Origin of the sequence: Phycicoccus sp. CSK15P-2 (genome assembly GCF_016888005.1) — a bacterium.
Taxonomy (GTDB): Bacteria; Actinomycetota; Actinomycetes; order Actinomycetales; family Dermatophilaceae; genus Phycicoccus.
The window spans coordinates 67,598-84,390 of the sequence record NZ_JAFDVE010000009.1; the positions used below are offsets into that span (position 1 = coordinate 67,598).

Below are 16,793 nucleotides of genomic sequence, written 5' to 3' on the forward strand. Positions count from 1 at the left end.
TGCCGGACGCACCGCGACCTCCGGTCGGACACCCCGAGCTTCGGGGTGCGTGACCGAACGTTCCGGCATCAGGCGAAAGGGTCAGGCGTCGGCTCCCTCGAGGCTGCCGGAGGTCCCGGCCGTCACGTCGTGCAGCCGGTACCGGGTGATGGCCTCCTTCGGCACCGAGGTCTCGACCTCGCCCCGGGAGGCGAGCATCTCGAGGGCCCGCACGACCATCGACGGACCGTCGATGTGGAAGAAGCGACGGGCCGCGGGACGGGTGTCGGAGAAGCCGAAGCCGTCCGCGCCGAGGGTCGCGTACTCGCCGGGCACCCACGGGGCGATCTGGTCCTGGACGGCCCGCATGTAGTCGGACACCGCGACCGTCGGACCCTTGCGGTCCTGCAGCTTCTCGGTCACCCACGGCGTCGGGGCGTCCTGCTCGGGGTTCAGGAAGCGCTCCTCGTCGCAGCGGAGGCCGTCCCGTCGCAGCTCGTTCCACGACGTGACGGACCAGACGTCCGCGACGACGTTCCAGTCGTCCCGCAGCAGCTCCTGTGCCTCGAGGGCCCACGGCATCGCGACCCCGGAGGCGAGCAGCTGCACCCGCGGGGCGTCGGTCGGCAGTCCCTCCTCGGAGCCCTCGGCGTAGAGGTACATGCCCTTGACGAGGCCCTCACGGTCGAGGTCCTCGGGCTGGGCCGGCTGGCGGATCGGCTCGTTGTAGACCGTGAGGTAGTAGATGACGTTGCGCTGGTCGTCGGTGAGCGAGTCGTCCGAGCCGTACATCCGGTGCAGGCCGTCCTGGACGATGTGCGCGATCTCGAACGCGAACGCGGGGTCGTAGTGGACGACCGCCGGGTTGGTCGAGGCCAGCAGCGGGGAGTGGCCGTCGGCGTGCTGCAGGCCCTCACCGGTCAGCGTCGTCCGCCCGGCCGTGGCCCCGATGAGGAACCCCCGGGTCATCTGGTCGGCGGCCGCCCAGATCGAGTCGCCGGTGCGCTGGAACCCGAACATCGAGTAGAAGACGTACACCGGGATCATCGGCTCGCCGTGCGTGGCGTACGAGGACCCGGACGCGGTGAACGCCGCCATCGAGCCTGCCTCGTTGATGCCCGCGTGGAGGATCTGCCCGTCGGTGGCCTCGCGGTAGGCGAGCATGAGGTCGGCGTCGACCGGGGTGTAGCGCTGCCCGTGCGGGTTGTAGATCTTGATCGTCGAGAAGAACGAGTCCATCCCGAACGTGCGGGCCTCGTCCGGGATGATCGGCACGATCCGGTTGCCGAACTCCTTGTCCCGCATGAGGTCCTTGAGGAGCCGGACGAACGCCATCGTCGTGGCGACCTCCTGCTTGCCCGACCCCTTCTTGACCTGCTCGTACGCCGAGTCGCCGGGAAGGTGGAGGGGCACGTGGCGGGAGCGGCGCTCGGGCAGCCCGCCGCCGAGCTTCGAGCGGCGCTCGAGGGCGTACCGGATGACGTCGTCGTCGGCGCCCGGGTGGAAGTAGGGCGCGTCGTACGGGTCCTTCTCGAGCTGCTCGTCGGTGACCGGGATGTCGAGCGAGTCCCGCAGGCCCTTGAGGTCGTCGAGGCTCAGCTTCTTCATCTGGTGGGTGGCGTTGCGGCCCGCGAAGGACGTGCCGAGGCCGTAGCCCTTGATGGTCTTGGCGAGGACGACCGTGGGCTGGCCGGTGTGGCCGAGCGCCGCCTTGTACGCCGCGTAGACCTTCCGGTAGTCGTGCCCGCCGCGCTTGAGCTTCCACCAGATGTCGTCGTCGGACCAGTCCGCGACGAGCTTGCGGGTGCGCGGGTCGCGGTCGAAGAAGTGCTCGCGGACGTAGGCGCCGTCGTTGGCCCGGAAGGTCTGGTAGTCGCCGTCCGAGGTGGAGTTCATGAGGTGGACGAGCGCGCCGTTGCCGTCCGCCGCGAGCAGCGGGTCCCAGCCGCGACCCCAGACGACCTTGATGACGTTCCAGCCGGCACCCCGGAAGAACGCCTCGAGCTCCTGGATGATCTTGCCGTTGCCGCGCACCGGTCCGTCGAGCCGCTGCAGGTTGCAGTTGACGACGAACGTGAGGTTGTCGAGCTCCTCCTGCGCCGCGAGCTGCAGCAGGCCGCGGGACTCCGGCTCGTCCATCTCGCCGTCGCCGAGGAACGCCCAGGTGTGCTGCCGCGAGGTGTCCTTGATGCCGCGGTTGTGCAGGTACTTGTCGAACTGGGCCTGGTAGATGGCGTTCATCGGGCCGATGCCCATCGACACCGTGGGGAACTCCCAGAAGTCCGGCATGAGCCGCGGGTGCGGGTAGCTGGGCAGCGCGAGCGGCGAGCCGTCGACGACGTGCGACTTCTCCTGGCGGAAGCCGTCGAGCCGCTCGGCGCTGATCCGGCCCTCGAGGAAGGCCCGGGCGTACATCCCGGGGGAGGCGTGCCCCTGGAAGAAGACGTGGTCGCCGCCGCCCTCGTGGTCCTTGCCGCGGAAGAAGTGGTTCATCCCGACCTCGTAGAGCGTCGCCGCGGACGCGTACGTCGAGATGTGGCCGCCGACGGAGACGCCCGGTCGCTGCGCGCGGTGCACGACCATGGCTGCGTTCCAGCGCAGGTACGCGCGGAAGCGTCGCTCGACGTCCTCGTCGCCGGGGAACCACGGCTCCTGCTCGGGGCTGATCGTGTTGACGTAGTCGGTGGTCGTCAGCGAGGGCACCCCGACCTGCATCGCGCGAGCGCGCTCGAGGAGGCGGAGCATGAGGTAGCGGGCGCGCATCCGGCCCGGTCCGTCGATGACGGAGTCGAGGCTCGCGAGCCATTCCGCTGTCTCACCAGGGTCGATGTCCGGCAGGTGCGTCGGGATGCCGTTGAGGATGGGTCCGACGTCTTCGTGGAGAGCCACGCGCTCGTCCTTTCCGCGCTCGCGAACCGTGCCCCGGTCGGGGGCCGTTCCTCCCATCTTTCACCCTGACGCGGCCTCCGTCACAACCCGGGTCCCCCTACTGGACGGTACGTCGAGGGCGGTCAGGCGCGGACGCGGTCGGTGCGGCTGTAGAGGGAGAAGCGTGGGCCGCGGGCGAACGCCGCGAGGGTGATGCCGCTCTCGGCCGCGAGCTCGACGGCGAGGGACGTCGGTGCCCCGACGGCCACGACCACCGGGACACCTGCCACGGCCGCCTTCTGGACGATCTCGAAGCTGGCCCGGGCGCTGACGACGAGCACGGTCCCGGCGAACGGCAGGTCGCGCTCTCGGGCGAGGGCGCCGACGACCTTGTCGACCGCGTTGTGCCGGCCGACGTCCTCGCGCACGGCGAGGACCGTGCCGTCGGGGGTGGTGACGCCGGCGGCGTGCACGCCACCGGTGCGGTCGAAGACGGGCTGACGCTCGCGCAGCGCGTCCGGCAGGGACGCCAGCACCTCCGGGGTGACCGTGACCGGGTCGGCCGCGACGTCGACCCGGCTCACGGTGCGCACGGCGTCCACCGAGGCAGCACCGCACACCCCGCAGGCGCTCGTCATGGCCTCGGTGCGGTCACGGGCGGGACGCAGCAGCGAGACGCCCGGGGCGAGCGCGGCCTCGACGACGTTGAAGGTGGGCGAGCCGTCCGGCCCGAGGTCGGTGCAGTGCATCATCGTCGCCACGGCGTCAGCGCCGGCGACCATGCCCTCGGTGACCAGGTGGCCCAGGGTGAGGTCGAAGTCGTCGCCCGGGGTCCGCATCGTCGTCGTGACGACGGCTCCGTCGACGCGCACCTCGAGGGGCTCCTCGACGGCGACCGTGTCCGGGCGCCCCACGGTCGCCGCGCGCCCGAGGTCGACCCGGGTGCGCGGGACGCGCGTGGTGACCCGACCCATGACGGCATCCAAACACACCCCGGCCCCGGCCCGGTGTCCCGGCGACGTCCTCGGGCACACTGTGGCCATGACGGACACGCTCACGGGGTCGCCCGGTCCGACGGGGGACGACTCCGACCACGTGACCCTGCGCGGTGGGGACCTCGGCTGGCGGCCGGTCTCCTCCGCCCTCGCCACGGTGCGGCTCATCGTCCTCGGGTGCGTGCTCGTCGCCCCGCTCGTGGTGTCGGTCGTCGTCGCGGTCCTGGTCACCCCGTGGGTGTGGCTCGGGACGCTCGCCGTGCTGCTCGTCGCCGCGTGGGGGGTCTGGATCGTCCGGAGGCAGGTCAGCGCGATCTCCTGGGTCGAGCTCGACGAGGAGATCGTCATCCGCCGGGGCCGGCTGTTCCGGACCCTCGTCAGCGTCCCGTACGGACGGCTGCAGTACGTCGACATCCAGTCCGGTCCGCTGATGCGGGCCTTCGGCATCGCGTCCTGCGAGCTGCACACGGCCTCGCCCGAGAGCGGTGGCGCGCTGCCGGGCCTACCGACCGCCGAGGCCGAGGAGCTGCGGGCGCGGCTCGCCCGTCGCGGCGAGGCCCAGCGGGCCGGGCTGTGAGCACCGCCGAGCCTCCGCCCGAACCGCCCGAGGACCGGACCGGCGACGAGGGCTGGCAGCGGCTGCACCCGCTGTCGCCGATGCTCCGCGGGGGGCTCTTCCTCGTCGCCGTGGTCGGCTACCTCGTCAGCGGTGTCGTGGACCGCACGCTGCGCTCGGTCGACGACTCGCTCGGGGTCCCGGGTGCACCGGACACGACGGAGGGGCTGGAGTTCCTGGCCCGCATGCCGCTGGTCGGCGCCTCGGTGCTCGTCGTCGTGCTGGCCCTCATCGGCGTCGGTAGCTGGGTGTCGTGGCGGTTCGCGCGCTTCCGGGTCGCGGACGGACAGGTCGAGCTGCGCTCGGGGGTGCTCTTCCGACAGCACCGGCAGGTGCCCCTCGAGCGCATCCAGGCGGTCGAGACCACCCGCCCGCTGCTCGCGCGGCTCACGGGGCTCTCGCAGGTCGTCGTCCAGTCGGCCGGGGGGTCGGACTCCCATCTCGCCCTCGCCTACCTGCACCAGGCTCGCGCGGAGGAGGTGCGGGCCCACCTCCTCGAGCTGGCCGGACAGGCCGACGAGACGGTCGCGGGGGCCGTGGTCGGGCCCGGAGACGGGCCCGTGGGGGTCACGACCCACCGCGCGGCCACCGAGGAGGAGCCGGTCGTCACGGTGCCGAACGGGCGGCTGTTCGTCGCGACCATCCTCCACGGGTCGAGTCTGGCCCTCGCGCTCATCGCCGCTCTCGCGCTCGGCTCCGCCGGTGCGCTCGAGCTCGGGGTCGTCGTGCTCGGCGCCGCCCCCGCCCTCGTCCCGGTGGTCTTCGGCCTCGGGGTCGTGCGGGTCAAGGAGCTTCTCGTCCACGGCAACTTCGCGCTGAGCCGGACGGGGACCGCCCTGCGCATCCGGCACGGCCTCACCGAGCTGCGGGCCGCGAGCGTGCCGTTGCACCGCGTGCAGGCCGTCGAGGCCGTCCAGCCGCTGTGGTGGCGGCCGTTCGGGTGGTGGCGGCTACGGGTCAACGTCGCCGGTGTCCACGGCAGCGACGGTGACGACGGCGAGACCACCCTGCTGCCGGTGGGCACGCTGGAGGAGACGCTCGCGGTCCTCGCGATCCTCGGTGCCCGGTCGGACGACCCGCTCGTCGCCACGGCACTGCACGGCTCGGGCCCGGACGGCGGCTGGGTGGGCCCGCCGCGTGCCGCGCGCTGGTTCGACCCGTTGTCCTGGCGGCGGATCGGCTACGCGCTCTCCGACGCCACCGTGCACCTGCGCTCGGGGAGGCTCGGACGCCGCGTCGCCATCGTGCCGTACGCGCGGGTGCAGTCGACGACCCTCGGCCAGGGCCCGATCGAGGCCCGGCTCGGCCTCGCGAGCGCGAAGCTCGTCTCGACGCCCGGCCCGGTGTCCGCGGGGGTGCGGCACCTGACCGTCCCGGACGCCGAACGGTTCCTCGACGTCGTCGGCGAGCGCACCCGCGTGGCGCGGCGTCGCACCGGCACCGCGACGTCCGGGGACACGCCGCTCGCGGTCGCACCTCTTGCACCGGACGCGCCGCGGTTGGTGGACTAGGCCGCGCAGGGTCGTCAGAGATGAGAGGTTGACAGCGTGAACACCCCCGCCCCTCCGCCGGTTGATCCCGGCTCCGCCGGTTCCGGTGCCGTCGAGCGGCTCGGCTTCGCCCGGGAGCTCGTCGTCCAGGAGTTCGGCTACGACACCGACGTGGACGACGCGTTCCGGCTCGCGGTGGAGGGTGCCTGCGGCGCCGAGATGGAGGACGACGAGTACACCGGCGTCGCCGACGCCGTCCTCCTGTGGTTCCGGCCCGAGGACGGCGACCTCGGGGACGCGCTCGTCGACATGGTGGGTGTCCTCGACGACGGTGGCTTCGTCGTCCTGCTCACCCCGCGGGGCGAGGACGAGGTCGACCCCAGCGACATCGACGAGGCGGCGGTCGTCACCGGTCTGCACCTGGCCGGGACGTTCAACGCCGCGGACGACTGGCGGGCCCACAAGCTGGTCGCGCCCAAGTCGGCCCGCCGCTGACCGTCGGCCCCGGGCGGCGGGCGTCGGGGTTCGACGTCCGGCGCGATCGTGTCGGCCCGGACTGGCAGGATGAGCCCCATGACCCGCACGAGCCCGCTGGAGCCCGGCGACCTCGCTCCGGACTTCACGCTCCGCGACCAGAACGGCGCCGACGTCACGCTCTCTGAGCTCACCGCCGAGAAGAACGTCGTCGTCGTGTTCTACCCGTGGGCCTTCTCGGGCATCTGCACCGGGGAGCTCGACGAGATCCGCGACCACCTCGAGAACTTCGTCGGCGACGACCTCCAGGTCGTGTGCGTCTCGTGCGACCCGATGTTCAGTGTCCGTGCCTGGGCCGACATCCAGGGGTACTTCTTCCCGCTGCTGTCCGACGCCTGGCCGCACGGTGCGGTGGCCTCGGCGTACGGCGTCCTGGACGAGCGCACCGGCGCCGCCCTGCGCGGCACCTTCCTCGTCGGACGGGACCGCACGGTGCGCTGGACGCTCGTCAACGGCGTGGGGGAGGCCCGGGACTTCTCGGGCCTGACGGCCGAGGTCGAGTCGCTGTCGGTCTGAGCACGCGGGACGGCGACCTGCCAGAATGCTCGCGGCTCCCCGGCCGCCGTGGCAGGGTGAGCCCTTCGGGGCCTGTAGCTCAGCTGGTAGAGCGCCGCGTTTACACCGCGTCGGTCGTCGGTTCGATCCCGGCCGGGCCCACATGAGCGACGAGGCACCCACCCTGCGCGAGGTGCTCGACGTCGTCGAGCACCTGTACCCGCCCGAGCACGCGCAGTCCTGGGACCGCGTGGGGCTCGTCACGGGCGACCCGGACCAGCCGGTGCGCCGGGTGCACCTCGCCGTGGACCCGACCCTCGCGGTCGTCGAGGAGGCACGCGACCTCGGGGCCGACCTCCTGCTGACCCACCACCCCCTGCTGCTGCGGGGCGTGCACTCGGTGGCCACGACCTCGGCCAAGGGTGCGACGGTCACCGGTCTCGTCGTCGGGGACGTCGCGCTGTACGTCGCCCACACGAACGCCGACGTCGCGGACGAGGGAGTGTGCGAGGCGCTCGCGGACGCCTGCGGGCTCGGACACACCGAACCGCTGCTCGTCGTCGAGGGCCGGCCGCTCGGCAGGGTCGGTGAGCTCGACGCCACGACGACACTGCGTGACTTCGTCGAGGCGCTGGTCGTCCACCTGCCGCCGACGGCGGGTGGGGTGCGGGTCGCCGGCCCGCCGGACGCCCCGGTCCGGAGCGTCGCCGTGCTCGGGGGCTCGGGAGACGACCTCTTCGACGCGGTGCGGGCGTGCGGCGCCGACGTGTACGTCACGGCCGACCTGCGTCATCACCCGGCGCTGGAGGCACGGGAGGAGGCCCGCGACGGGACCCCGTACCTCGTCGACGCCGGGCACTGGGCGAGCGAGCACGTGTGGCTCGCCCGGGCCGAGGGGGCGCTGCGTGCCGGCCTCGGGGAGGCCGCCACTAGGGTGGAGACCCACATCAGCACAGTGCGCACCGACCCCTGGACGTTCGTCGTCGGTGCCGACGAGGGAGGTACCCCGTGAGAGCCGAGTCCGCCCGCCAGCAGCGGCTGCTCGACCTCCAGGCCATCGACACCCGGCTCGACCAGATCGCCCACGCGCGGCGCACCCTGCCGCAGCTGGCCGAGCTCGCCGACCTCGAGGGCAAGGCCCGCCTCCTCGACGACCAGCTCGTGCGGTCGCGCACCGAGCTCGGTGACGTCCAGCGTGAGGTCGCGAAGGCGGAGTCGGACGTCCAGCTCGTCCGTGACCGCGCAGAGCGGGACCAGAAGCGGCTCGACTCGGGGGTGGGCACGGCCAAGGACCTCCAGGCGCTGCAGCACGAGCTCGAGTCGCTCGGCCGCCGCCAGTCCGAGCTCGAGGACGTCGAGCTCGAGGTCATGGAGCGTGCCGAGGCGGCCGAGCACGACGTCGCCGAGCTCGAGCGCGGGCGCGCCGAGCTCGCCGAACGGATCACCGGGCTCGAGTCCGCGCGGGACGAGGCGCTCGCCACCCTGGACACCGAGGCCACGGAGGTCGCCGCGCCCCGCCCCACCGTCGTCGGCGAGGTGGGGGAGGACCTCGTCACCCTGTACGAGAAGATCCGGGCCGGCTCGGGCGGTACCGGGGCGGCCGCGCTGAGCCAGCGCCGCTGCGGTGGGTGCCGGCTGGAGCTCAACCCCGTCGACATCTCCCGCATCCGGAGCGCCGACGAGGACGAGGTCGTCCGCTGCGAGGAGTGCAGCCGCATCCTCGTGCGCACCCCCGAGTCCGGGCTGTGAGCCGGCGCCTCACGGTCGAGGCCGACGGCGGCTCGCGCGGCAACCCGGGGGTGGCCGGCTACGGCGCGCTCGTCCGGGACGGCGCCACCGGCGCGCTGCTCGCCGAGCGGGCCGAGCCGCTCGGGAAGGCGTCGAACAACGTCGCGGAGTACCGCGGGCTCATCGCCGGCCTCGAGGCGGCGTACGCCATCGAGCCGGGGGCCGACGTCGTCGTGCGGATGGACTCCAAGCTCGTCGTCGAGCAGATGTCCGGCACCTGGAAGATCAAGCACGAGGACATGAAGCGCCTCGCGCTGCGGGCTCGCGACGTCGCGGCGGCCATCCGCACCGCCGGGGGGTCGGTGCGCTACGAGTGGATCCCGCGGGCCGAGAACTCCGACGCAGACGCGCTCTCCAACGACGGCATGGACGGTCTGACGGTCGACCGCCGGCACGACGACGTCGGCTCCGAGGCGGAGGACGGGGAGGCCGCCGCGTGCGACCCGGCCACGGTGCGGAGCGGGACGCCGGTGCGGGTGGTCCTCGTCGCCGAGGCCACGGGCGCGGCGTCGAGGACGGCTGCGCAGGCCGTCGAACGGCTGCTCGGCGGTGCGCCCCGCCGGCTGCTCACGGCGCCGGGGGAGGCGTCCGTCGAGACCGCGGCCGAGGTCGGGGACGCGCTCGGTGTGGACCCCGTCGTCGACGCCGGCTGGGACGTGGGGGTGGATCCGGCGGACGCCTGGGGACGGGTCGTCGGGCGAGGAGGGACCACGGTCGTCGTGTGCCCGCCCGACACGGTCCGCGCGGTGCTCGGCCACGTGCTCGGGATGCCCGCAGGGCGCTCCGGACGCCTCGCGGTCGCGCCGGGCTCGCTCGCCGGCGTCGAGGTGTGGGCGGGCGACGACGTGTCCGTGGCCTTCACCAACCGCACCTGACCGGAGGCAGGGCGGGCCAGGAGACCGACGCGGGCCACCGTGTCCGATGAGACATCGGGACAGGGCCGTGCCGACGTGTCTACCCTCGTCGGCATGGCCTACGCAGGAGACGTCACCCCGCCCGAGGCGTACACGGCGGTCACCGGTCCGGACGACGCGGTGCTCGTCGACGTGCGCACCTCCGCCGAGTGGTCCTTCGTCGGCGTGCCGGAGCTCGGCTCCTCGGGGCGCCGGCCGCTGTTCGTCGAGTGGAACCGCTTCCCCGGGGGCGCGGTCAACGACGGCTTCGTCGACGAGCTCCGGGCCGCGGGCCTCGAGCCCGGCCGGCCGGTCTACTTCCTGTGCCGGTCCGGCGTGCGCTCGGTCGCCGCCGCCGAGGCGGCCACCGCGGCCGGCCTCGGCCCCGCGTACAACATCGTCGAGGGCTTCGAGGGGCCGGTCGACCCGGCCGGCCACCGCAGCGTGTCCGGCTGGAAGGTCGACGGGCTGCCCTGGCGGCAGCAGTGAGCGACGCCCCGGGCCCCGAGCACGCGCTCCGGCCGCGCACGCTCGCGGTCCGCGGCGGCCTCGAGCGCAGCGGCTTCGACGAGACCGCCGAGTCGCTCTACCTGACCTCCGGGTTCGTCTACGAGTCCGCAGCCCAGGCGGAGGCGGCCTTCAAGGACGAGGTCGAGCACTACATCTACAGCCGGTACGGCAACCCCACCGTCACGGTCTTCGAGGAGCGGATGCGCCTCATGGAGGGCGCCGAGGCCTGCTTCGCCACCGCTTCCGGGATGGCGGCGGTCTTCACGGCGATGGCCGCGCTGTGCGGCGCGGGTGACCGCGTCGTCGCCTCGCGGGCCCTGTTCGGCTCGTGCTTCGTCATCCTCGACGAGATCCTGCCGCGCTGGGGAGTCGAGACCGTGTTCGTGGACGGCGCCGACCTCGACCAGTGGCAGGACGCCCTCGCCACCCCGACCACCGCCGTGTTCTTCGAGACCCCGAGCAACCCGATGCAGGAGCTCGTCGACATCCGGGCCGTCTCCGACCTCGCCCACGCCGCCGGGGCCACCGTCGTCGTCGACAACGTCTTCGGCACCCCGGTCTTCAGCCACCCGCTCGCGCACGGCGCGGACGTCGTCGTGTACTCCGCGACCAAGCACATCGACGGTCAGGGCCGGGCTCTCGGTGGTGCCGTCCTCGGCCCGGCGGAGTACATCGACGGCCCCGTGAAGAACCTCATGCGGCACACCGGCCCGTCCCTCTCCCCGTTCAACGCGTGGGTCATGACCAAGGGTCTGGAGACCCTCGACCTCCGGGTCCGCGCGATGGCCGACTCCACCCTGCACATCGCGCAGAGGCTCGAGCAGTGGATGGCCGACGGCCGGGGCCTGACCCGGGTCGTCTACCCGCACCTGCCGAGCCACCCGCAGCACGACCTCGCACTGCGTCAGCTCGAAGGTGGCGCGGGTACCGTCGTCACCTTCGAGGTCGTGGGCGGCAAGGGCGCGGCCTTCGCGATGCTCGACGCGTTCCGGCTCGTCGACATCTCCAACAACCTCGGCGACGCGAAGTCCCTGACGACCCATCCGGCGACGACGACACATCGCCGGCTCACCCCGGAGGCCCGTGCTGCCGTCGGCATCACCGACGGCACGGTCCGGGTCTCGGTCGGCCTCGAGGACACCGAGGACCTCCTCGAGGACCTCGACCACGCCCTCGCGGCGGCCGAGGCGGCCACGCGCTGAGCGGTGAGGCCACCGCGCTGTTAGCGTCGCGCCATGCCCTCTCGCGACGTCGTCTCCGTCCAGCGCCTCATCCCCGCGGCCCCGGAGCCCATCTTCGACCTCCTCGTCGACCCCGCGGGCCATACCCGGATCGACGGCGGCGGATCGGTGCGCGGCGCGCGCAGCGGCGGCCGGCGCCTGACGCTCGGAGACCGGTTCGGGATGGACATGAAGATCGGGGCTCCCTACTCGACGAGCAACACGGTCATCGAGTACGAGGCGAACCGCCGGATCGCCTGGCAGACGCTGGCCGGGGGCGTCCTGAGCAGGTTCGTCGGCGGACGCATCTGGCGCTACGAGCTCGAGCCGGTCGACGGCGGCACGCTCGTCACCGAGTCCTGGGACATCTCGCAGGAGGCGGCGTTCAGCAAGCCGGCCGTGCGCCGGATGGAGGGGATGACGCGGCGCAACATGGCGTCGACGCTCGAGCGCATCGACGAGCTCGTCACGGGCGGCTGACGCCTGGGCCCCGCTCCGAGGTGGGGACCGGCCGGACGACGGCCTGGGCTCACCGTGAATCGGACGTGCGGGGGGCGGCCCTCATCCCTCGGTCAGTCGCCCTCGACCGCCGCCCGACGCTCCTCCGCGACGCCCGCCATCGCCCATCTCACGGCCTTGGTGCCCACGAGCCCCAGGGCGCCCGCCGTCCCGGCCACCGGCCCGGTGACGGGTAGCCGCAGCTGCCGACGTGCCCACGGCGGGAGCAGCGCCACACCGCCGGACGCGATGAGCCCGTACCCGGGCCGGGCGGTCCACGGCAGGGGAGGGTCGAGGAGCAGGAAGCGGGCGGCGTCCCGGGCCGCCGGTGTGGCCCGCAGCACGGGGCGGTAGGCGGTGAGCGCGTCGTCCAGCGCCGCGACGTCGGTGGGGACGTCCGCGGCCCCGAGCCGGCGGGCCACCACGGCCGCCTGGGCGACGTAGGTGTCGGCCTCACCGTCGGTGAGCGGTTCGGCGGCGTAACGCTGGAAGGCGCGCAGGAAGCTCCAGGCCTCCGCGACGTGCACCCAGCGCAGGAGGTCCGGGTCGGACGCCCGGTAGGGGACACCGTCGTCGTCCCGACCGCGGACCCGGTCGTGGACGTCCCGGACGCGTTCGATCGCCTCTTCGGCGTCCGGCACGGTGCCGAACGTCGTCGTCGCGAGGAACCGTGACGTCCGCTGCAGCCTGCCCCACGGGTCGCCCCGGTATCCGCTGTGCCCCGCCACGCCTGCCATCGCCGAAGGGTGGAGGGACTGCAGGAGCAGGGCGGCGACACCGCCGGGGAACATGGATGCCTCCGCGTGCACCCGCCAGACGGGGTCGTCGGGCCGGAACCAGCGCTCCCCACGGCGGCCCCAGATGACCGCGGCGCGCTCCGGGGCGTCCTCGCCCGCCACCCGGGCGCGCAGGGCGTGGCCCAACCGGCGCTGCGCCGCCCGGCCGATGCCGTCGATGACCGTCATGTGCCTCCGTCCGCCGTGGGGTCCACCACGTCCAACGGACGATGGACCCGTCGCGCTTCCGGGTGTCGAAGGTTGGGTCAGGGCGCCCGGACGTCGAGCACCCAGGGCGTGCCGGCACGGTCGGGTTCGTGCAACGTGGTGGCGAACGCTCCGGACACGACGTCCGCGACCGCGGGCACCGACCGTGCCGCCACCCCGGCCTCGCACAGATGCCGTGCGACGAGACCGCGGGTGTGCTTCGCCATGTGGCTCGCTCCGGGGACGCGGACCTGCACCCACCGCTCCGTGAGCGTGCCGCGGGGACGCCACGCGGCGACGTAGGCCGCGGACCGGCAGTCGACGAGCACGCCGCGTCCGGCGGCCTCGGTGAGCGGGGCGTCGAGGGCCTCCCGCCAGGCGGTCGCCAACGGTCCCACTCCCGGCAGGGTGACGCCCATCGCGAGCCGGTAGGCGGTGATCCGGTCGGTGGGCCGGACCGCCCCGTGCAGGGCGGAGACGACGACGAGCCACCGGTTGGCCCGCCGGCGTGCCGAGGCGTCGAGCCCGGGGAGGTCGAGCGCGTCGTAGAGGACTCCGGTGTACACCTGCGCCGCCGGCGTGGCGGGCAGGGTCGCGAGCTCGACATTGCGGCCGACCTCGTCCAGCACACCCTCGGACACGCCGAGCACTGCGGCGGCGTCGGGCGTGGCACTCACCTCCGCGAGCGCTGCCGCCACCCGTGCCCGCAGCGGTGCGAGGGTGGGGAAGGACCAGGTCGCAGGGTCGGCCGGGTGGCCGCGGCGACGGTTCCACTTGGACTCCGACGGCGGGAGGAGGACGAGCACAGGGGCAGCGTACGGAGGTTAGGTTGGGGAACATGCCGCACCCCATCGTCGTGCTCCGGCCCACCGACGTGGACACGCCCCGCGACGTCGAGGCGGCCCTGCTCGCCCGGTTCGCCTCGGTCCGTGCCGAGCTCGGCATCGACGGCCCCTACCCTGCGGACGCGCTCGCCGAGGCCGAACGGGTGCTGGCCGACGGCCCGGACCTCCCGGATCGGGACGGTACCGACGTCCCGTACGTCACGCTCGACCCGCCCGGCTCGATGGACCTCGACCAGGCACTGCACATCGAACGCTCCGGCGACGGCTATCGGGTCCGCTACGCCATCGCCGACGTGCCTGCCTTCGTCCGGCTGGGTGGGGCGCTGGACCACGCGACCCGCGAGCGCGGCCAGACCGTGTACTGCCCGGACACCCGGGTGCCGCTGCACCCGCCCGTGCTGTCGGAGGACGCCGCGAGCCTGCTGCCCGGCCGGGTCCGGCCGGCGTTCGTCTGGGACCTCCGGCTCGACGCCGAGGGCGTGCTGGGGACGGCCGAGGTCCACCGGGCCCTCGTGCGCAGCACGGCGCGGCTCGACTACGACGGCGTGCAGCGTGACGTCGACGCCGGCACGGCGGACGAGCAGATGCTGCTGCTCCGCAAGGTCGGCGAGCTCCGGATCGCCCGCGAGCGGGCCCGCGGCGGGGCCAGCCTGCCGATGCCCGAGCAGGAGGTCACCCCCCGTCCGGAGGGCGGGTTCACCCTCGAGTTCCGGCCACCCGTCGCGGCCGAGGAGTGGAACGCCCAGATCTCCCTGCTCACCGGTATGGCCGCGGCGCGGATGATGCTCGACGCCCGGGTCGGAGTGCTGCGCACCATGCCGGCGCCCACCGACGAGGCGGTCGCCCGGTTCCGGCGCGCCGCACGGGGACTGGGCGTCGAGTGGCCCGAGGGCCAGCCGTACGGCGACCTCGTCCGCGGGCTCGACCGCACCGACCCCTGCCACCTCGCCCTCATCCACGAGGCCACCTCGCTGTTCCGCGGGGCGTCGTACACCGCGCTCGACGGCACCGTTCCGGAGCAGACGGAGCACGCGGCCGTCGCGGCACCCTACGCGCACGTCACCGCACCGCTCCGACGGCTCGTCGACCGCTTCGGCCTCGTCGTGTGCGAGGCGCTGTGCCGTGGCGCCGAGGTGCCGGCCGAGGTGCGGGCCGCGCTCCCGGAGGTCCCGGACCTCATGCGGAGCACCGACCGCACGGCGCGCACCGCCGAGCGGGCCTGCGCGGACGCCACCGAGGCGGCCGTCCTCAGCAGCCGGACGGGGGACTCCCTCGACGCCGTCGTCGTCGACCACACCGAGAAGGGCATGGAGGTCCAGCTGGTCGACCTGCCGGTGCTCGCGAACGCGGTGGGCGACCGCGGGAAGCTCGGCGACACCGTCGCCGTCCGGGTCGAGACCGCCGACGTCGCGACGGGGACCGTCCTGCTCCGGCGCGGGTGACCCCTAGACTGTCCCGCGGACGAGTCGGGCGGACGGTCGCGTCGGTGGGTCTCCCACCGCCGAGGAAGGTCCGGGCTCCGAAGGGCAGGATGGTGGCCAACAGCCACCCGGGGCGACCCGCGGGACAGTGCCACAGAGAACAGACCGCCCGCGCCGTGAGGTGCGGGTAAGGGTGAAACGGTGGTGTAAGAGACCACCAGCGGCCTGGGTGACCAGGCCGGCTCGGTAAACCCCATCCGGAGCAAGCCCAGACAGCGTGCGTTGGAGGGCTGCCCGCCCGAGCACGCGGGTAGGGTGCTGGAGGTGGTCGGCAACGGCCACCCGAGATGGATGACCGTCACCGCTCCGCTCCGGCGGCGCGGGACAGAACCCGGCCTACAGCCCGGCTCGTCCGCCATCACGCACGGGGTGAGTAGGCGAGTTCAAGGGATCGCTGCGACAACGGACACTGCCGCAGAGGCGATCTGTCTATACCACTAGACTTGATCCGTCTAGTGGTATAGACTTACCCTGGTGAAGAGGTCTCACCTGATGAAGCGTCTGAAGGCCATCGCCAAGACGAACGGTCAGGAGCTGATAACTGCCGAAGGCGGCGGCCACACCAAAGTGTGGATCGGCAACAAGCAGAACGTCGTCCCGCGACACAACGAGATCAACGAGATCACTGCGAAGAAGATCATGCAAGTACTTCGAGAAGGACTGACGTCATGGATATCACCGCCATCCGCACCGGCGACTGGTGGGCGCTCGAGGCCGAGTACCAGGGGCAGCCGGTCTACTCGCAGGCGCGCCGGCTCGATCAGGCCGAGACAATGGTTCGGGACGCGTTCGCCATTCTCGAGGTCGACCTCGGCGACGAGCCCGTGCGGGTCGTGCCGCAGCTGTCGGCGGACCTGGCCCGTGACGTCGCGGCCGCTCGTGACGCCTCAGCCGCCGCGGAGGCCGCGTTGCGTGAGGCATCCGCGTTGACTCGTTCTCTGGTGACGGGCATGCGTGACAACGGCTTCACGGTTCGGGACGTGGCCGCGGTGATGGACCTCTCACCACAGCGGATCTCGCAGCTCGCGCGCACGCAGGTGAACCCGTCGGGTATCGCGGAGGCCGGCCGGACTGGCGGTGTCAACCGGACCGCGCCGAAGGGTTCGAGGCGTGCGAGGTCCCGAGCGTGACGGATCGCCCCCCGCTCCGTATGCAGGGTCTCGGCTCTCGGCAGAGGTCGGGATCAGGCGGCCTGCGGCTTGACGTGACTGTCGTGTCCGCACCCGGGGCGACCCGCGGGACAGTGCCACAGAGAACAGACCGCCCGCGCCGTGAGGTGCGGGTAAGGGTGAAACGGTGGTGTAAGAGACCACCAGCGGCCTGGGTGACCAGGTCGGCTCGGTAAACCCCATCCGGAGCAAGCCCAGACAGCGTGCGTTGGAGGGCTGCCCGCCCGAGCACGCGGGTAGGGTGCTGGAGGTGGTCGGCAACGGCCACCCGAGATGGATGACCGTCACCGCTCCGCTCCGGCGGCGCGGGACAGAACCCGGCCTACAGCCCGGCTCGTCCGCCATCCGGCAGCGCAGCACCGATGCACTTTCAAGACGCGGAAGTGTCCAGACCCCCGAAGCCACGTGGTCGGGGGCCTCGTCACGAAA

At 73.0% G+C, this 16,793-nt stretch carries 16 protein-coding genes, 1 tRNA gene and 2 other RNA genes; 15 read left to right on the plus strand and 4 right to left on the minus strand.

Features of this window, described 5'->3' with window-relative positions; all coding sequences use genetic code 11:
- Window positions 1-81 precede the first annotated feature (81 nt).
- On the minus strand, window positions 82-2,868 hold the full coding sequence (gene aceE / locus JQN72_RS05195; RefSeq protein WP_307812428.1) for a pyruvate dehydrogenase (acetyl-transferring), homodimeric type: 2,787 nt from the start codon (window positions 2,866-2,868) through the stop codon (window positions 82-84).
- A gap of 122 nt (window positions 2,869-2,990) precedes the next feature.
- Window positions 2,991-3,821, minus strand: a complete 831-nt coding sequence (gene fdhD / locus JQN72_RS05200; RefSeq protein ID WP_204134106.1) for a formate dehydrogenase accessory sulfurtransferase FdhD — start codon at window positions 3,819-3,821, stop codon at window positions 2,991-2,993.
- 67 nt (window positions 3,822-3,888) lie between these two features.
- Here fdhD and JQN72_RS05205 point away from each other — a divergent pair, with 67 nt between their 5' ends.
- From JQN72_RS05205 to JQN72_RS05255, 11 genes are all read left to right on the plus strand, one after another.
- Window positions 3,889-4,419: a PH domain-containing protein gene (locus tag JQN72_RS05205; protein ID WP_204134107.1), complete on the plus strand. Its 531-nt coding sequence runs from the start codon at window positions 3,889-3,891 to the stop codon at window positions 4,417-4,419.
- Entirely contained in the window at window positions 4,416-5,969 is a 1,554-nt protein-coding gene (locus JQN72_RS05210; RefSeq protein WP_204134108.1) for a PH domain-containing protein, read from the plus strand. Before JQN72_RS05205 ends, JQN72_RS05210 begins: the two co-directional genes overlap by 4 nt.
- A gap of 36 nt (window positions 5,970-6,005) precedes the next feature.
- Window positions 6,006-6,443, plus strand: a complete 438-nt coding sequence (locus tag JQN72_RS05215) for a DUF3052 domain-containing protein (protein ID WP_204134109.1) — start codon at window positions 6,006-6,008, stop codon at window positions 6,441-6,443.
- A 78-nt stretch (window positions 6,444-6,521) separates the two neighbouring features.
- On the plus strand, window positions 6,522-6,998 hold the full coding sequence (locus JQN72_RS05220) for a peroxiredoxin (RefSeq protein WP_239100146.1): 477 nt from the start codon (window positions 6,522-6,524) through the stop codon (window positions 6,996-6,998).
- Window positions 6,999-7,066: 68 nt separating this feature from the next.
- Window positions 7,067-7,139, plus strand: a tRNA-Val gene (locus tag JQN72_RS05225).
- A 1-nt stretch (window position 7,140) separates the two neighbouring features.
- The gene (locus JQN72_RS05230) at window positions 7,141-7,989 is read left to right on the plus strand and encodes a Nif3-like dinuclear metal center hexameric protein (protein ID WP_204134111.1); all 849 of its coding nucleotides are present in this window, start codon (window positions 7,141-7,143) and stop codon (window positions 7,987-7,989) included.
- Window positions 7,986-8,726: a zinc ribbon domain-containing protein gene (locus JQN72_RS05235; protein WP_204134112.1), complete on the plus strand. Its 741-nt coding sequence runs from the start codon at window positions 7,986-7,988 to the stop codon at window positions 8,724-8,726. The genes JQN72_RS05230 and JQN72_RS05235 overlap by 4 nt, the downstream gene beginning before the upstream one ends.
- Window positions 8,723-9,640: a reverse transcriptase-like protein gene (locus JQN72_RS05240; RefSeq protein ID WP_204134113.1), complete on the plus strand. Its 918-nt coding sequence runs from the start codon at window positions 8,723-8,725 to the stop codon at window positions 9,638-9,640. The genes JQN72_RS05235 and JQN72_RS05240 overlap by 4 nt, the downstream gene beginning before the upstream one ends.
- A 93-nt stretch (window positions 9,641-9,733) precedes the next feature.
- Window positions 9,734-10,147: a rhodanese-like domain-containing protein gene (locus JQN72_RS05245; protein ID WP_204134114.1), complete on the plus strand. Its 414-nt coding sequence runs from the start codon at window positions 9,734-9,736 to the stop codon at window positions 10,145-10,147.
- A complete protein-coding gene (locus JQN72_RS05250; RefSeq protein ID WP_204134115.1) occupies window positions 10,144-11,370 on the plus strand; it encodes an O-succinylhomoserine sulfhydrylase in 1,227 nt (408 codons plus the stop codon). Before JQN72_RS05245 ends, JQN72_RS05250 begins: the two co-directional genes overlap by 4 nt.
- A gap of 33 nt (window positions 11,371-11,403) precedes the next feature.
- Window positions 11,404-11,868, plus strand: a complete 465-nt coding sequence (locus tag JQN72_RS05255) for an SRPBCC family protein (protein WP_204134116.1) — start codon at window positions 11,404-11,406, stop codon at window positions 11,866-11,868.
- A gap of 92 nt (window positions 11,869-11,960) precedes the next feature.
- On the opposite strand, the gene JQN72_RS05260 is transcribed toward JQN72_RS05255, so the two are convergent.
- Both JQN72_RS05260 and JQN72_RS05265 read right to left on the minus strand, forming a co-directional pair.
- The gene (locus JQN72_RS05260) at window positions 11,961-12,851 is read right to left on the minus strand and encodes an oxygenase MpaB family protein (protein ID WP_204134117.1); all 891 of its coding nucleotides are present in this window, start codon (window positions 12,849-12,851) and stop codon (window positions 11,961-11,963) included.
- Window positions 12,852-12,928: 77 nt separating this feature from the next.
- Window positions 12,929-13,675: a YaaA family protein gene (locus JQN72_RS05265; RefSeq protein WP_204134118.1), complete on the minus strand. Its 747-nt coding sequence runs from the start codon at window positions 13,673-13,675 to the stop codon at window positions 12,929-12,931.
- Window positions 13,676-13,707: 32 nt separating this feature from the next.
- Here JQN72_RS05265 and JQN72_RS05270 point away from each other — a divergent pair, with 32 nt between their 5' ends.
- The 4 genes from JQN72_RS05270 (at window position 13,708) to rnpB (JQN72_RS05285) (ending at window position 16,705) form a co-directional block, all read left to right on the plus strand.
- Window positions 13,708-15,156, plus strand: a complete 1,449-nt coding sequence (locus JQN72_RS05270; protein ID WP_204134119.1) for an RNB domain-containing ribonuclease — start codon at window positions 13,708-13,710, stop codon at window positions 15,154-15,156.
- Window positions 15,157-15,176: 20 nt separating this feature from the next.
- Window positions 15,177-15,550: RNase P RNA component class A (gene rnpB, locus JQN72_RS05275), an RNA gene on the plus strand.
- Between the two features lie 313 nt (window positions 15,551-15,863).
- Window positions 15,864-16,325: a hypothetical protein gene (locus JQN72_RS05280; protein WP_204134120.1), complete on the plus strand. Its 462-nt coding sequence runs from the start codon at window positions 15,864-15,866 to the stop codon at window positions 16,323-16,325.
- Window positions 16,317-16,705, plus strand: an RNA gene (gene rnpB, locus JQN72_RS05285) — RNase P RNA component class A. The genes JQN72_RS05280 and rnpB (JQN72_RS05285) overlap by 9 nt, the downstream gene beginning before the upstream one ends.
- Window positions 16,706-16,793 lie beyond the last annotated feature (88 nt).

What these genes read in the sequence shown, in the direction of transcription:
- fdhD (WP_204134106.1), bottom strand. Translation starts at nt 3,821, where the DNA reads ATGGGTCGGGTCACCACGCGCGTCCCGCGCACCCGGGTCGACCTCGGG.
- JQN72_RS05205 (WP_204134107.1), top strand. Translation starts at nt 3,889, where the DNA reads ATGACGGACACGCTCACGGGGTCGCCCGGTCCGACGGGGGACGACTCC.
- JQN72_RS05220 (WP_239100146.1), top strand. Translation starts at nt 6,522, where the DNA reads ATGACCCGCACGAGCCCGCTGGAGCCCGGCGACCTCGCTCCGGACTTC.
- JQN72_RS05230 (WP_204134111.1), top strand. Translation starts at nt 7,141, where the DNA reads ATGAGCGACGAGGCACCCACCCTGCGCGAGGTGCTCGACGTCGTCGAG.
- JQN72_RS05245 (WP_204134114.1), top strand. Translation starts at nt 9,734, where the DNA reads ATGGCCTACGCAGGAGACGTCACCCCGCCCGAGGCGTACACGGCGGTC.
- JQN72_RS05255 (WP_204134116.1), top strand. Translation starts at nt 11,404, where the DNA reads ATGCCCTCTCGCGACGTCGTCTCCGTCCAGCGCCTCATCCCCGCGGCC.
- JQN72_RS05260 (WP_204134117.1), bottom strand. Translation starts at nt 12,851, where the DNA reads ATGACGGTCATCGACGGCATCGGCCGGGCGGCGCAGCGCCGGTTGGGC.
- JQN72_RS05270 (WP_204134119.1), top strand. Translation starts at nt 13,708, where the DNA reads ATGCCGCACCCCATCGTCGTGCTCCGGCCCACCGACGTGGACACGCCC.
- JQN72_RS05280 (WP_204134120.1), top strand. Translation starts at nt 15,864, where the DNA reads ATGGATATCACCGCCATCCGCACCGGCGACTGGTGGGCGCTCGAGGCC.